We start from the raw sequence: 13,602 nt of genomic DNA, 5'->3' as shown, positions 1-13,602 counted from the left end.
TCGGTCGATCGCGAAACCGAACTCGCGCCCGTGTCGCGCTACTCAATCCATCGACGCCTCAGGAGAATTGCGGCCTAAAGCGACTCCAAGGTTGTATTGCACTGCTTCGCTGGATAACTCGCGCCCAATACTCGTCTCGATGCTGTCACCGGTGCCGCGAGAATCTAGAATCAGTGCATGGGTCCGACGTGGCCTCTGATTCAGCGGCAAGTCGAGTTCGACGCGATCACCGCGTCGCTCACGACTCGGTCCGGGGGATGCGGTGTCGTCCTCACGGGCGATCCCGGCGTCGGCAAGACCACCCTCGCGCGGTTCGCCACCGAGTCGTTGCCGCGTGAGGTGAAATGGGTGGCGGGCACCGAATCGGCGCGAAGCATCCCGCTGGGCGTGTTCGCCCATCTGGTCGGGGCGTCCACCTCCCGGGATCCTGTCGCGTTTCTGTCCGCGGCGCGGCAGGCGCTCCTCGACGACGGCCACAGTCGCGACGTGGTGGTCGGCGTGGACGACGCGCACCTCCTCGATCAGCTGTCGGCGACGTTCCTTCATCAGCTTGCCCTCGACAGGGCGGTGCACATCGTCGCCACCGTTCGCAACGGCGAGACCGTGCCCGACGCGATCACGTCGTTGTGGAAGGACGGTCACCTCCTGCGGCTCGAACTGTCGCCGTTCAGCCGGGACCAGAGCATCGAGTTGATCGAGTCCGTGCTGGACGGCCCCCTCGAGGGGCTGAGCGCGGACACGATCTGGGAGGCGTCCGGCGGGAACGCGTTGTTCGTCCGGCATCTGGTCGAGGGCGCCCTCGAAGCGGGGACGCTGCGACGCTCGGGTGGTGTCTGGCAGTTGCGGGGCCGTGCCGCCATCACATCCGAACTCGCGTCCCTACTGGAGCACCGGATCGATCAGATTCCCCACGACGTGCTGCAGGCGCTGCAGCTTCTCACGTTCTGCGAACCGCTCGATCTCGACATCCTCGGTCAGTTGGCAGGTGAGGATGCGGTGGAGGAAGCCGAGCGACGCGGCCTCGTCAGAATCGTCGAGGACGGACACCGGCTCGACGTCCGCTACACGCATCCACTGTTCGGTGAGGTGATCCGACGACGGGTGGGGCGCGCAGCAGGCCGGAGACTCCGGGGACAGCTCGTGGAGGCCCTGAGCAGCCGCGCCGTGGTCGGATCCTCGAACCGGATCCGCCTGGCCGAGCTGGCCCTCGACAGCGACCGGTCCGTCGAACCCGATCTGCTCGTCAACGCTGCCGAGGACGCAATCGGTCTGGCGAATGTGCCACTGGGGGAAAGGCTTGCCCGCGCGGCACTCGACCAGACCGGCGGCTTCGAGGCAGCCGACCTCCTGGCACGGGCGCTGTTGTGGCAGGGGCACGCCACCGAGGCGGAATCGTTGCTGCTGTCCTTTTCGCCCGACAGCCTGGACCAGGTGCAGCTGGTGCGCTGGGGTACGTCGCGGATCGCCAACCTGTTCTGGGCGAGCGGCGAGTCGGAGAAGGCCGACGAAGTCCTCGCGGTACTCCGCGAGAAGGTCACGCACCCCAGTCTCGTGCCGATCATCGAGGGAATCGGCTCGGTGTGCGCGGTGTTCGAGAATCGGCCCGAAGAGGCGGCAGCGGCGGCGACGGCGATTCTGGCCGCCGACCGAGTGCTGCCGTGGGCGGTCGAGTGGGCGTTCTTCGGTGGTGGGCTGTCCCTGGCACTGATGGGACGTGGTGGCAGTGTGCCGGAATTGGCGGCGCGCAGTGCTGCGGTGGCCGATCAGATCGACGGACTGCTGCGGTTCCCGGCCGCACACGGTGAAATCCTGGCGTTGACGCTGACCGGACAGTTCGCCGCGGCCCAGCGCCGGGCCGAGGAATACCTCTCCTTGGCGTCGAGCGGCCGATACGTTGCGTGGGGGCTTGCGAACATCCTGGTGGGGACGGTGGAACTTGCCCGCGGCCGGTTCACCGACGCCGCGGGTCGACTCGAGCAGGCGATCGCCGCCCTCAACGTCGGCGATACGGCCGATGCGATCTCGTGGAGTTTTCCCGCCTACATCGCGCTCGGTCAGGCTTACTCGGAAATCGGCCGCATTCACGAGGCGGACGGGATCATCACCGCAGCACAGGCGCGGAACGGCCGGCACGTTGCCGTGTTCGGGCCACAACTCATGATGTCGCAGGCGTGGTTCGCCGCAGCACGAGGTGAAACCTCGCGGGCCATCGATCTATCCCGGTCGGCGGCAGAGTGCGCTTGCACATCAGGACAATTCGGCATCGAGGCGGCCGCGCTTCACCTTGCCACCCGGTTCGGTGACACGACCGCCGCCACGCGGCTCGCCGAGTTGGCCGAGATCTGCGACGGCCAACTCGTCGACATCGTTGCCCGGCATGCGGCGGCAGTCGCGGCAGGGAACGGATGCGGTGTGGCCTCGGCGGCAGCCGAGTTCGAGCGAATCGGTGCCTTGCCGGATGCCGCCGATGCCTACGCTCGAGCGGCGATCGCGTTTACGCATGCCGGAGACAAGCGGCGTTCGATCGAGTGCGCTGCCGCGGCCGAAGCCCTGTCGGCCCGATGCGACCACATGTCGTCCCCCGCGCTGGTGGAGGCAGCCCACCCACTCCCCCTCACCAGTCGTGAACGGGAGGTGGGGTCGATGGTTGCAGCGGGATTGTCGAGCCGGCAGATCGCCGATCGGTTGTTCCTGTCGGTGCGGACGGTGGAGGGTCACCTCTACCGTGCGTTCATGAAGCTCGATGTCACCGATCGAAAGGGTCTTGCGCAGGCGATGGGGACGACGGTTCACGCCGACCGAACCACCGGAGTCGTCCGCACCTGGAGCAACGAAGAGGGCTGGGGCGTGATCGATTCCGATGCAACCCCCGGTGGCGCGTGGACGCATTGCAGCAACCTCACCGGTTCGGGCTTTCGTTCGCTGACGCCAGGACACGAGGTGACGTTCGAGCCGGAGACTGTGGTCGGCGGGACGCAGGACGGCTACCGCTACCGGGCACGGGATATTCGGAAGGTGGAGTAGGTCTGCTTTCAGCTTGCCGTCATCTCGAGTATCGAGAACTCAGTGTCGCTCTGGCGAGAATACCGTGACGAACCCCACCGTGCGGTCGCCGTAGTGGAACTCCCAGCAGGTGACGCTGAAGCTGCAGTCGCGCAGTCCCGGCCGCATCACGAGTTGCGACCCGGATCGGTTACATGACTATAGTAACTCGTCTCGCCGAGTCGGCCGGTATCTGCGACGGCCATTTTGTCGAGATTGCGTCCGGGCTTGCCGCAGCCGGGCAACGGGCGCGATGTGGCATCGGCAGCAGCCGAGTTCGAGAGAATCGGTGCCCTGCCCGGCGCCGCCGACGCATACGCCGGGCGGCGATCGTTGCACATGTGTTGGAGACGAGCGGCGTTCGATCGAGTGCGCTGCCGCGGCCGAAGCCCTGCCGGCCCGGTGCGACCACATGTCGCTCCTGCTCTGGAAGAGGCAGCTCATCCACTCCCCTGACGAGCCGTGAGCGGGAGGTGAGGCGATGGTTGCGGCTGGATTGTCGGATCTTCAGATCACGGATCGGTTTGTTCGTCTCGGCACGGATGGTGGAGAGCACATCTCCCGTGTGTGCATGAAGCCGATGTCGCTGATCGCAATGGGTTTGCGGTGTCGATGGGGACCACGGTTGTCTGACGGTTGGCCCGGACTCCGGGCACGACGACATGCCGGCTCCGCAACAGGAATTGTCCTGTTGCCGAGTCGGCGTGGTGCGCTTGTGCCGGGTCAGGATGCCCGGGGTCGGGCCTGGTTGTGCGCCGGTATCGGCTTTCGCTCCCAGTCGACTTGTCGTGGTGGGATGAATGTGGGGTGCCGGTCGGCTCCCATTTCTATTTCCCAGTCGCTGTGGTGGAGCAGTCGGTGGTGGAATCCGCAGAGCAGTACCAGGTTGCCCATGTCGGATGGCCCACCTGCGGACCAGTGGATGATGTGGTGACCTTCGCACCATGAGGGCGGTGCACCGCATCCGGGGAATGCGCATCCTCGATCTCTCGCCACCAGCGCTTTTCGCTGCCGCTTGGTGACGGTTCGGGTGGCGATGCCGAGGTCGAGTGGTGCGCCCTTGTCGTCGAGCACGATCGGCGTGTAGATCGAGTCGCAGCTGAGGAGCCGGGCTGCCTTGAGGCTCAGTGGCCCCATCCACTCGGTCCATGCGACTCCGTCGACGGCGAAGAGCGAGTCGTCGGACGAAGCGGCAGCACCCTGCTGTGCGCGTGCACTGCACTCGGTGTGGTCGGTTAGATCGCGAAGGCTGACGTGGAGGGAGACGTGTGGTCGTTCTCCGCCTTCTTCGCCGGCGATCCCGGAGTTGAGGTAGCGGCGAAGGAGTTCGGTGAACCCGTCGGCCCGTCGCTGTCCGGGAGTGCGGCTGTCCTTGGTTCCGTCCTCCGCGGGTCGCGGCTTGGACAGTCCGGAGAGCGCCGAGAGCAGCATTTCGCCGGTCACGGCGTCCAAGTCGCCTTTGACGGCGACGCGTCCGTTGAGTGTCTTGGAGGCATGGAACTCGTTGAGTTCGGTGTCTTCGCTGGGCGACGGGTCGTCGGATTCGAAGGTGCGCTCCAGTCTGGCGATGACGGCGCGCACGGCGTCGCTGTTGGCGGTGGGACCGGTTGCGGCGAACAGCAACGCATTTCGGCAGTCGTCCATCGCTTCGAGCGGCATTCCCTTGGGTGGCCGTTCGCAGAACTTCATGATCAGCGCTGCGTGCTCCGCCGAAATGTTGGTGTCGAAGTACTCTTCCGCTATCTCGGGTTGGAGACGCAAACCTCGGCCCAACATCACGATTCGTCCCGCCGCACCTACCTCGAGCAATGTCTTGGAGGCCAACCACATCTTGGCATTCGGAAACCCCAGCACATCGACCTTGCAGCGGTAGTCGACGGCACCGACGAGCTTGACGCGCAACGCCTCGAGTCGCTGAATCTCGTCCGAGATACGAACGACCGAGTCGAGCAACTCCGCCTCGGCCAGACGCCACGCATCACCGACCGCGGTCGCCAGAACCTCGTCCGACAACGCCCCCTGGATATCTCCCCCGAGCCCCATGTTTCGATCCTAATTCGAACACACTTTCGAGTCAATGGCTTGTGCACACTGGATCTTTCGTACGCGAGCCAAGTACCAATGGCGGCATGACAACTGCCGGCGTCGTCCGTAGCTGGAGCATCCAGGAGATGCACGGCATCATCGATTCCGACGAGACACCGGGTGGATGCTGGGCGTTGTTTCACAGCGTGGCGGTCGAGGGCTTCCCCGCGCTTCTTGAGGGCCAGCAGGTGGAGTTCGAATGGAACGAACTCGACAGCCCCATGCATGGGTGCAACTTCTATACCATTCGCGCGTGGCCCTCGCGCAGCGAACGGTATGTCGCGCCGCCGTCGGACAGCCCATATACGTCTCACGTGTGGCTCACCTTTCCCGACGGCACGACGGGGGAGCTCACAGAAGCGGACCCCCCTCCTGTGCCCCCACTCATACCCGCCGACCGCGCTACCGGGATCGTGCGCACCTGGAGCGACGACGAGGGATGGGGCGTGATCGATTCCGAGGCCACACCGGGTGGCGCGTGGGCGCATTTCAGTAACGTCGGCGGCTCGGGCTTTCGTTCGCTGACGCCAGGACATCAGGTGAAATTCGAGCCCGAGACAATGGTGGGCGGAACGCAGGACTGCCACCACTACCGTGCATTTAACGTTCGACAGGTCGAGTAGATCGGGGTAAAACCGCCTTGAGGCAACAGCCTTACCGATACCGCCCCGATGAGGACCCGAGTCGCTGGAGAACTGCTCAGCACTAATACTGCCCACACCCAACCATTTCTAGTTGCCGACCGTCACCATGGAGCCATACGCGAGATCTTTGCCAGTTCATAGATCGTCTGACGATTCGCATCTAACCCGCGTCGAGGCTGCAATGGGATCCCTGAAACCATCAAGATCAACTGGTGCACACTTCGAAGTGTTCTCGTCGGTCAGCACACGGCGCGGCCGGGGTCCGTTGCTGGCCAGGTACTCGTTGGTGATACTGGCACTCGGGCACGCAAGACGGAATTCCAATTGTCACCGGAGTTATCGATCACTCCATCCCGTGCGGAACAACATCTCCCTCTCGACTCCAGATTCCTCCAGGTCTCTCGGCGGGATGATGGACTCGCGGTTCGGCGGTGAACAGAACACCCCCGATACGGTGTTGTGCGACGTTGACGAGATCTAGGTTTCAGGGCACGGGAACGCTCACCGGTGACACCATACTGAGCGTCCCGGCGACCAAATAGCACACAGTTGGGAACGTCCCCAGATTGGGCGCGCAACAACACGCACATATCAACCCTCGGGCCAACGCGCCTCAAAACTCGCCAGCCTTGGTTCGCACTCCTAGATGCTTGTCTGCAAGCCTCAACACCCGAGCTAAATCACAGCCGCCTGACTTACCTCGACGCTCTTCCAGTGCCCCGCCCCGCGCCACCGCGTGCCGCCCAGTCGGGATGTCTGTCGACAAGCCGGTTTCGACCCGTTCTCAGCCCTCACCTCGGCGAAGTACGGCCACGCTGAAATCCTCCCAGGTCCGCATAATCGAAAGTCGCGGCCTCGGCCATGAACGTCATCTACGACGACGCCTCGACGGGCACAGGATCAAGAGGTCCGCTATCATAATCATCTACCACTCTCGCCACACCGACGCATGCGCTGCGTGAAAGGGCATAACCAGTGCCGCTTTTGAGACCATTCTTAGCAAGACAATGCCCAACCGGACCCAAAAAGAGGGCACTGTATCTCGCGGTTCTGCCCTTCTACAGAGAGGAATGCATCGCTCTGTTACACGAGAGGTCTGACGGCGCGATCGCACTCTACGCGGGCGAGAGACATATAGACAAGACTGTCCGGACTGGAGTTACGTCCAGTTATTACACCGAGGTGAAGAATACTGTCCTTTGGTCTCGGATTCTAATTCAGACCGGGCACTGGTTTGACGTAATTCGCGCATCCGACGCAATCCTGGATCTGAATCCACGGAGCCTTTCAACCTGGATACTACTCCTCGCACGCCGGATTTTGGGGCGAAGGACTTTATTGTGGGGGCACCTCCACCCACGTGCTGGCACCCAAAGCAAAACGGCTCCGCTAAGAAAACTAATGCGGCGCATATCAAACGGAACCGTATTATACGGGTACGGGTCTGTTCAACCTGCACTGCAGGAACTGCCTAACCATCCAGTCTGGGTGGCCCCAAACTCCCTGTATAGGGCATGTGAAATCTTCTCCACTGAGTCTCCGCTTGAGCGAATCCTATACGTCGGCAGGCTTGAGAGTGCAAAGAAGGTCGATTTACTTCTTCGCGGATTCGCAGAAAGCGGACTATCCGACGCTGGAATCCGGCTTACGATAGTTGGAGAAGGAACTCAGTTGCCTGAACTAGCAGCCCTCAGCGATCAAATTGGAATCACAAACTCAATAGAATTCCTTGGCCACATTGGCGACCGTGCGACTCTTCAAGAAATCTATGCATCAACGATTTGTTCGGTGTCTCCAGGATACGCGGGCCTGAGTCTGACACAAAGTCTCGGCTTCGGCGTCCCGATTCTAGTCTCACGAGACGAGCCGCACGCCCCTGAAATTGAACTATCGCGGTTCGGCGGAGTGACGTACTTTGACACCGATGACGCAATGTCGCTAGCCCGTGCGCTCAACGTTGCAGCCGCAAGCAAGTCGTACGCGGGTCGCCAACCTCTCAGCAGTAAGATCGCCTCCACTTATTCTGCCGAGGCGATGGCGAACGGGCTTATCGCAGCGCTAGGAAATACGGATCAATCGCTTGGATCGAACGGATGGCCACTAGATGACTGACGTCATACCACCCAACAGAGGCAGATTGCCGAGATGGATCGAACGCTCGTACCGCAAAGTCCAAGAACGCACGTCAGTTCGGGGAAAGGTCGAAGTCGGTGCGAATCTCAGACTGGGGCGTGGGGCTCTCATATCGTCAATGCATGGTCTGTCGATCGGCAACTCAGTTGCAGTCGGCCAGGGCACGATAATTGAAGTCGATGGATCCATCGGCGACTACTGCTTGATGGGCAGAAGAGTGCAAATAATTGGCCGTGCCGATCACGCGAGCAACGAGATAGGCGTGCCAATGGCACTGTCAACCTGGGTAGGGGACCGTTCTCAAATAGCTGATGATACGGTTAGAATCGGGCGTGATGTCTGGATTGGTGCTGGGGCAATAATACTAGGCGGAGTCAACGTCGGCGACTGTGCCATAGTTGCAGCCGGCGCAGTAGTGACACGGAGCGTCGAACCTTTTGCAATCGTCGGAGGAAATCCGGCACGTCAGATCAAAATGCGGTTTGCTAACGAAGCCGTGCGCGCTCAGCACCTCAAGAAACTCCAAATGCGATAAATCAGAGCCACATAGTGGGGCTTGAAGTTAGTAGAACCGCCACTAATTCAGTGTGCCAATGGACCGTGCTTCGCACAAGCTCTGGGCATCCAGGAGATTCAAGATACTCTGACTTGCTTTCTGACGCGATGCCTGCCCCCCTTCACAGATCTTGAACTCGGTCTCACACCAAGGTCGCGTGCGATCGATAGCCAAACCAGACCTGCAACGACAGCATAAGCAACCATCGAGGACGCCGCGGCGCCGACGCCACCATGGTCGGGCACCCACAGTCCTAACGTCCCAATCGCGACCAAAGCGCCCACTAAACTCGACCAAAACATCGTCCACCGCCGACCAAGAACGGAAAGCACCCCCTGCCCACAATCAATATACATTTGACCAACCGCCGCAAATAATAGAATCTTCAAAATCTGCGCAGAACCGGAAAACTGCTCACCGTACAGCAATTTTATCAATAGATCGGACGCCGCCATACCACCTACCAGCAACAACACCGAAATAGCCGCGAGGAAGAGAATTTCCCTCGCCAAAGTCCTCCGAATTGTCACGCTATACAAGGCGGCCTGCATTCTTGTTTTAAACATTGTTGACACTATAAGCGACGCCTCGGAAAGCCCGACCGCAGCCGAATAAAGGCCGACCTGCGCGTCAGATGAACCGACCCCCAGAGCTAGTATGTCTATTCGAAATAGCATAGCCGTCATAATCATAAAGAGAACGATGGGTAGCGCTTCTTTAATTCTCGGAAAGATAGGGCCGCGATACGCCACGGCCCCCGAATTCCTCGCTTTCCGGCGGAGCGCGATAAAGGATAGAAATGCACTAGATTGCGAAACTATCGCGCCGGAGACGGTGGTCAAGGCCCCGGCTAGGAATAAACCCGCAATGGCTAGGGCACGACTCACCGCACCGCCCGAGAAACCGACGGCTACGCGATTTGTGTCACTCTCTGAAACCCTTTCAATTCGCCAGATCTCACCGAAGGCGAGAAAGGGGATCCATACACAGACCACTATTGACACAATGTTTGGAACGTTGAGCACTCGCATTGAGAAATACGCGATGAGCGCTGCAAAAACCGAAGACCCAAGCAGAATGCGGGCACGGATTAGGCGAAAATGTGCCACACCCTCACGCAAGTCTGAACTTAGACATTCGGGTTGCCCCATACGCCCAATTGACACTGCTAACGCAGAAATCGCAAGAACTATCGCTAGTTGTCCGCGTCCATCAGGACCGAGTGCGCGACCGAGCAAAGGCGCCGTAATAAATCCGGCGAGCGGCACGGCCGAATAGAGCGCAAGCTCGCGCATTCGGTTGGAAACCAGCCGCGCCATCGCTATTGCGCATTCTTTGACTTGCTAATGCCGATCCAATTTGCTAAGCCCAAGCTATCGCCGCCCGCTGACGGATCATCAAACCACGGAGTTGGAAAGATGACACCACTACTTTGCCCCAGCACAGCCCCCCACCAGGAAAATGTGCTATTCGAAAGCACAACCGCTGAAGCGCCGCTGATGACTGACATATCTGACCACGCAGATCCCCCATTAAAAACACGCGAGTTGGGGATCCGATTTACCAGATTTTCCTCACACCATGCATGGTCATCACTAACAATCAGAACCGGAAGACTCACGGCGAGCGCATCGACCGCGGAGATATAGTAATCCGCACTGCACACGCCCAGGCGCTCAAGGTTTCGTGGAACCTTCACGTAGTCCCCTCGCCTGACATGAACGGCAATGTAACGGTCAATTCCGAGATTCCGTACGACTTCTCCTATCTGAGCTACCTCGGGAATTTCCTCTATTGATGACTTAATAGAGGAGATAAGATCCATATCAGCTGCAATATCCGGGGCCGCATTCTGGAAGTAGCCTCTTAACAACACTGGGTTAGAATAATACGACCGCCTGTCCTCCCACCGTTCCTCCGGAAGAGTGACCGTTCCCCGCGAAGAACGAGCCTCCATGATCCGGGAGGCTACCCGAACCTCTACCGCTGGCTGAAGCCTTCGAAATTTACGCCACATTCGCATTTCAAGATCATTCAAATGAACTGTCTTGAATCCATTTGTGATATCAGATATCTGGAATCCCTTCGGGCCATGCCGAGATATAAGCCGATGATCAAGAATCAGCTCCGAGCCAAACTCCTTCGACACAAGTATCCCGGCGGCCAGACCAAACATCTGATTGGCGCGACCACCGCGCATTTCCACAGTTACAGTCATTCCGAATCCCCTGAACTTCGCTTTGTCAGGGCGGCAAAGAACGCCACTGAAATGATTGCCCCGGCGCTACCACTAACGGCGATCAATGGTACCTCCGTGAGCGAGAAGACCAGGACCGGCACAACGAGTAAGGCGGAGTCCCTCGACAGCGGCTGGGCCAAAAGGAGGTAACCAACCGCAACAACCGCGGCAAGTACGCCAACGAGTCCAGTGACCAGCCAAGACTCAAGGAAGAAGTTATGGGCGTGAGGCGCATCCACGACTGAGAATAGCGTGTATGACTGCTCGGAAGTCTTAATTGATTGGGTTGGGCCAACTCCGAGCACGAAATTATCAACTAATGCGTCCTCAGAGACAGTCCAGATCAACCCTCTGCCTGTAAAGAGACCCGGAGGAAAGCGATAGTCATCGGCAAATCCTAAGCCACGTGCTAGTACTACTAGCGCCGGCCCCAACGAAACAGCGAGCGCGATGATTGCGGTCCATTTCCGCAGTGACCCAGGCAAAGCGAATGCCAAGAGCCCCACTGCTAGCGCCACCGCCGATGTTCGTGAGTTAGTCATCAGCAGCAGTAGCAACTCACAACTTATTATGGCTACACTCAGCACAACGGGAAGGGTTCTTCGGTTTGCATCACTCGAACTTCTTCTTAGAATGATGATTTCCAGGAATATGCCAATAACAAGTAGTTGGCCCGCCAAGTTTGGATGTGCCAGAAAGCCTTGCAACCGCTGATTGAGAGCCGAGGCGATTATGACTTCCCGTTCATCGCTCCGTCTCCAGGTGTATCCCACCGCGCCAAAACCCAAAATTCCGGCCACAACTAGCAGGCAGTATCCCCGAAACCACAACAGAACGCTACTATAGACGGGTGGCCCAAGCGTCACGCCAACCCCTGCAGCGAGTAGCGAAATCGCGACGACCTGATAGCTCGCATTGTCTTCAAGGAGGCTGAGTGTGGCTAAGGGTGCGCTGATACCTACGATGATCAGTGTTGTGAAGAACCTCGTCGTCGGTATCGTTTCCCGACGTATCACTGAACGCAGCAGGCAAACCAACCACATCACCATTGCCCCAGCACGAAGCGCCTGCCAAATGATACTTGGTACACCCAAACTTAGCGAGGACGATACGGGCGGGAGAAATATTGAGCAGAAGATTAACCCAAGACCGATAGTTCCATATAGCAGTGTCTGGCGCTCATTTGGCTGCGACCGATACTCGTTGTCGCCTTTGATTCCCGTGTCACCCAACCTCGAGGTAGCGTGACGTAATTCAAGCCCTTCCATGATGGCGGCCTCCCCGCTCGACGGAATCATCGGGCGTGTCCATCGCACTATTTCTGTCGCGGAAGATCAAGTTCGCCAACCGACGACGATTTTTGTTGCGAACAGGAATTATTCCACAGAGTCCCAGCGCCTGCCCAAGAATCCGGGTCAGCGTGAACGCCAGAGTCATCGAGATCCGCGAAGACGCGAGCACAATTGCCAGAATAAGTCCGACGAACGCCTCGGATCCTGGTATGACCCTCCCCAGGTGAATGCTGCTATTTTTCGCTCTGCGACGATCCACACCGAGTATCGTGCTGTTGATGAGATTTCTGTACAGCAATGAACGATCATCACAACGCTCAGGCGGCCACTCCTCGTACGACCTGTACGATTTAATCAGAGCCAACGAATACCCGTTATCTCGCAGCTGTCGGGTGAGAATGGTATCTTCTCCTCCAGTTTCATCCAGTGCAATTGGAAATTGGAAGCCGGACCGAAATACTGAAACCGGGAGGTAGAGGAATTTGGCCGGCAGTTCAGTCGCTTGCACTCCTTTCGGCCCCTTGACTTTAAGGCGCGAAGCAAGATACCTAGTTGATCGCGTATCGACCGAGTACCTAAGCGGAATGTCCATTGCCAGGATAGAGTTCGGCATCTTCGAGATTTCTCCCAGCGCCATTCGAATATCACTAGAGTCTAGATTCAAATCATCGTCGACAAAAAGATAGCCTCCCCCTGTTTCTATGTGGGCTAAAGTTTGCGGCATGGCGTTCCGTGCCGAGGCATATCCGCTAGGCACATCGAGTATTTCCGGCCATTCATCACCCGGGCAGTTGGTCGTGGGGGTTGAAAGTAGATTCACCACGCGATCGCGGACGTCTTGACCACTCGCCGCGATCGTCACGGTGCAAGAGGGATCGACTGATTCGAGTACCACCTCAATGACATCTCGCAGCGAACGCCGCTCACCCGTCGTTGGTACGATTATACGAACAGTCAAGTCCATCATATTTTCAGTTTGTTCCCGTGGGTTATTGAAGGTTCGAGTTCCAGTTTCGACGCGCGTCGAAACCTCTGCATGCTGAGTGGCGCCTGACGTTCTCGCAATTTCTTGAAGATGATTTTGTAATTTAGGGGAATTTTTCGAATAGCCGTCGGTGTCCCCACCATCTCTATTCATGCCCTTCTGATCGCTTCTTTGAGACGGAATGTGGGCCAAGGACCCTAGAATATGCGGGGGTATCTGAGGCCACGAGTGCGGTTGCCCCGATTAGCGAATTTTCGCCAATTCGCACGCCACGCAAGATGGTGGCGCGTGCTGCGATCCATACCCCGTCCTCGATAAATATTCTCCCGTTATCGAATTCGAACGTTGACGAATTAAAATCGTGACTTCCGGTACAGATGAGTGCATCCTGTGAAATACAAACATCGTTTCCGATGCTTACGGACTCAAGGTTGAGAATCCAGGCACCCTCACCGATCCAGGACGAGTTACCCACAGACAACTTCCATGGCCAGTGGATTCGGACTCGGTGACGGATTAGGACATCATTGCCGATTTCCGCTCCGAATGCACGGAGAATCCAAATTCTGAGGCGCCTTGGGCACCACCAGTGCATGACGACGAGGCCGGACACCGCCATCCAGAGG

Annotated in this window: 10 protein-coding genes; 4 read left to right on the top strand and 6 right to left on the bottom strand. The window is 58.7% G+C overall.

Annotated features, from left to right (window positions below; genetic code table 11):
- The first annotated feature begins 177 nt into the window (after positions 1-177).
- Entirely contained in the window at positions 178-3,024 is a 2,847-nt protein-coding gene (locus DTA22_RS21835; protein ID WP_112300869.1) for a LuxR C-terminal-related transcriptional regulator, read from the top strand.
- A gap of 741 nt (positions 3,025-3,765) precedes the next feature.
- On the opposite strand, the gene DTA22_RS21825 is transcribed toward DTA22_RS21835, so the two are convergent.
- Positions 3,766-5,085: an HNH endonuclease signature motif containing protein gene (locus DTA22_RS21825; RefSeq protein WP_112300868.1), complete on the bottom strand. Its 1,320-nt coding sequence runs from the start codon at positions 5,083-5,085 to the stop codon at positions 3,766-3,768.
- 86 nt (positions 5,086-5,171) lie between these two features.
- Between DTA22_RS21825 and DTA22_RS21820 the strand changes: the two genes are divergently transcribed.
- From DTA22_RS21820 to DTA22_RS37065, 3 genes are all read left to right on the top strand, one after another.
- On the top strand, positions 5,172-5,750 hold the full coding sequence (locus tag DTA22_RS21820) for a cold-shock protein (RefSeq protein WP_245973336.1): 579 nt from the start codon (positions 5,172-5,174) through the stop codon (positions 5,748-5,750).
- A gap of 1,422 nt (positions 5,751-7,172) precedes the next feature.
- Positions 7,173-7,883: a glycosyltransferase gene (locus DTA22_RS37185; RefSeq protein WP_112300867.1), complete on the top strand. Its 711-nt coding sequence runs from the start codon at positions 7,173-7,175 to the stop codon at positions 7,881-7,883.
- Positions 7,876-8,439, top strand: a complete 564-nt coding sequence (locus DTA22_RS37065; protein ID WP_146777788.1) for a DapH/DapD/GlmU-related protein — start codon at positions 7,876-7,878, stop codon at positions 8,437-8,439. The genes DTA22_RS37185 and DTA22_RS37065 overlap by 8 nt, the downstream gene beginning before the upstream one ends.
- A 98-nt stretch (positions 8,440-8,537) precedes the next feature.
- Here the strand turns inward: DTA22_RS37065 and DTA22_RS21805 are convergent, their stop codons facing one another.
- Genes DTA22_RS21805 through DTA22_RS21790 form a run of 5 tightly spaced genes read right to left on the bottom strand, consistent with a single transcriptional unit; the run spans position 8,538 to position 13,571 of the window.
- Positions 8,538-9,779 carry an oligosaccharide flippase family protein gene (locus tag DTA22_RS21805; RefSeq protein WP_112300865.1) on the bottom strand — a complete coding sequence of 414 codons (1,242 nt, stop codon included), beginning with the start codon at positions 9,777-9,779 and terminating at the stop codon, positions 8,538-8,540.
- Between the two features lie 2 nt (positions 9,780-9,781).
- Positions 9,782-10,678, bottom strand: a complete 897-nt coding sequence (locus DTA22_RS21800) for an alpha-1,2-fucosyltransferase (RefSeq protein ID WP_112300864.1) — start codon at positions 10,676-10,678, stop codon at positions 9,782-9,784.
- A complete protein-coding gene (locus DTA22_RS21795; protein WP_112300863.1) occupies positions 10,675-11,997 on the bottom strand; it encodes an O-antigen ligase family protein in 1,323 nt (440 codons plus the stop codon). The genes DTA22_RS21800 and DTA22_RS21795 overlap by 4 nt, the downstream gene beginning before the upstream one ends.
- Positions 11,954-13,168 (bottom strand): hypothetical protein, encoded by a 1,215-nt coding sequence (locus DTA22_RS35950; protein WP_146777787.1) that lies wholly within the window; start codon positions 13,166-13,168, stop codon positions 11,954-11,956. Before DTA22_RS35950 ends, DTA22_RS21795 begins: the two co-directional genes overlap by 44 nt.
- Positions 13,122-13,571 (bottom strand): LbetaH domain-containing protein, encoded by a 450-nt coding sequence (locus DTA22_RS21790; RefSeq protein ID WP_409372720.1) that lies wholly within the window; start codon positions 13,569-13,571, stop codon positions 13,122-13,124. The genes DTA22_RS35950 and DTA22_RS21790 overlap by 47 nt, the downstream gene beginning before the upstream one ends.
- Between the last annotated feature and the right edge of the window lie 31 nt (positions 13,572-13,602).

The organism is Rhodococcus wratislaviensis (assembly GCF_900455735.1).
Taxonomy (GTDB): Bacteria; Actinomycetota; Actinomycetes; order Mycobacteriales; family Mycobacteriaceae; genus Rhodococcus_F; species Rhodococcus_F wratislaviensis.
This window is presented reverse-complemented; position numbering and strand designations above follow the sequence as displayed.

Excerpts from the sequence above, each read along its gene's own strand:
- DTA22_RS37065 (WP_146777788.1), top strand. The coding sequence starts at position 7,876 with ATGACTGACGTCATACCACCCAACAGAGGCAGATTGCCGAGATGGATC.
- DTA22_RS21800 (WP_112300864.1), bottom strand. The coding sequence starts at position 10,678 with ATGACTGTAACTGTGGAAATGCGCGGTGGTCGCGCCAATCAGATGTTT.
- DTA22_RS21790 (WP_409372720.1), bottom strand. The coding sequence starts at position 13,571 with ATGCACTGGTGGTGCCCAAGGCGCCTCAGAATTTGGATTCTCCGTGCA.
- DTA22_RS21825 (WP_112300868.1), bottom strand. The coding sequence starts at position 5,085 with ATGGGGCTCGGGGGAGATATCCAGGGGGCGTTGTCGGACGAGGTTCTG.
- DTA22_RS21805 (WP_112300865.1), bottom strand. The coding sequence starts at position 9,779 with ATGGCGCGGCTGGTTTCCAACCGAATGCGCGAGCTTGCGCTCTATTCG.
- DTA22_RS21820 (WP_245973336.1), top strand. The coding sequence starts at position 5,172 with ATGACAACTGCCGGCGTCGTCCGTAGCTGGAGCATCCAGGAGATGCAC.
- DTA22_RS37185 (WP_112300867.1), top strand. The coding sequence starts at position 7,173 with ATGCGGCGCATATCAAACGGAACCGTATTATACGGGTACGGGTCTGTT.
- DTA22_RS21795 (WP_112300863.1), bottom strand. The coding sequence starts at position 11,997 with ATGATTCCGTCGAGCGGGGAGGCCGCCATCATGGAAGGGCTTGAATTA.
- DTA22_RS21835 (WP_112300869.1), top strand. The coding sequence starts at position 178 with ATGGGTCCGACGTGGCCTCTGATTCAGCGGCAAGTCGAGTTCGACGCG.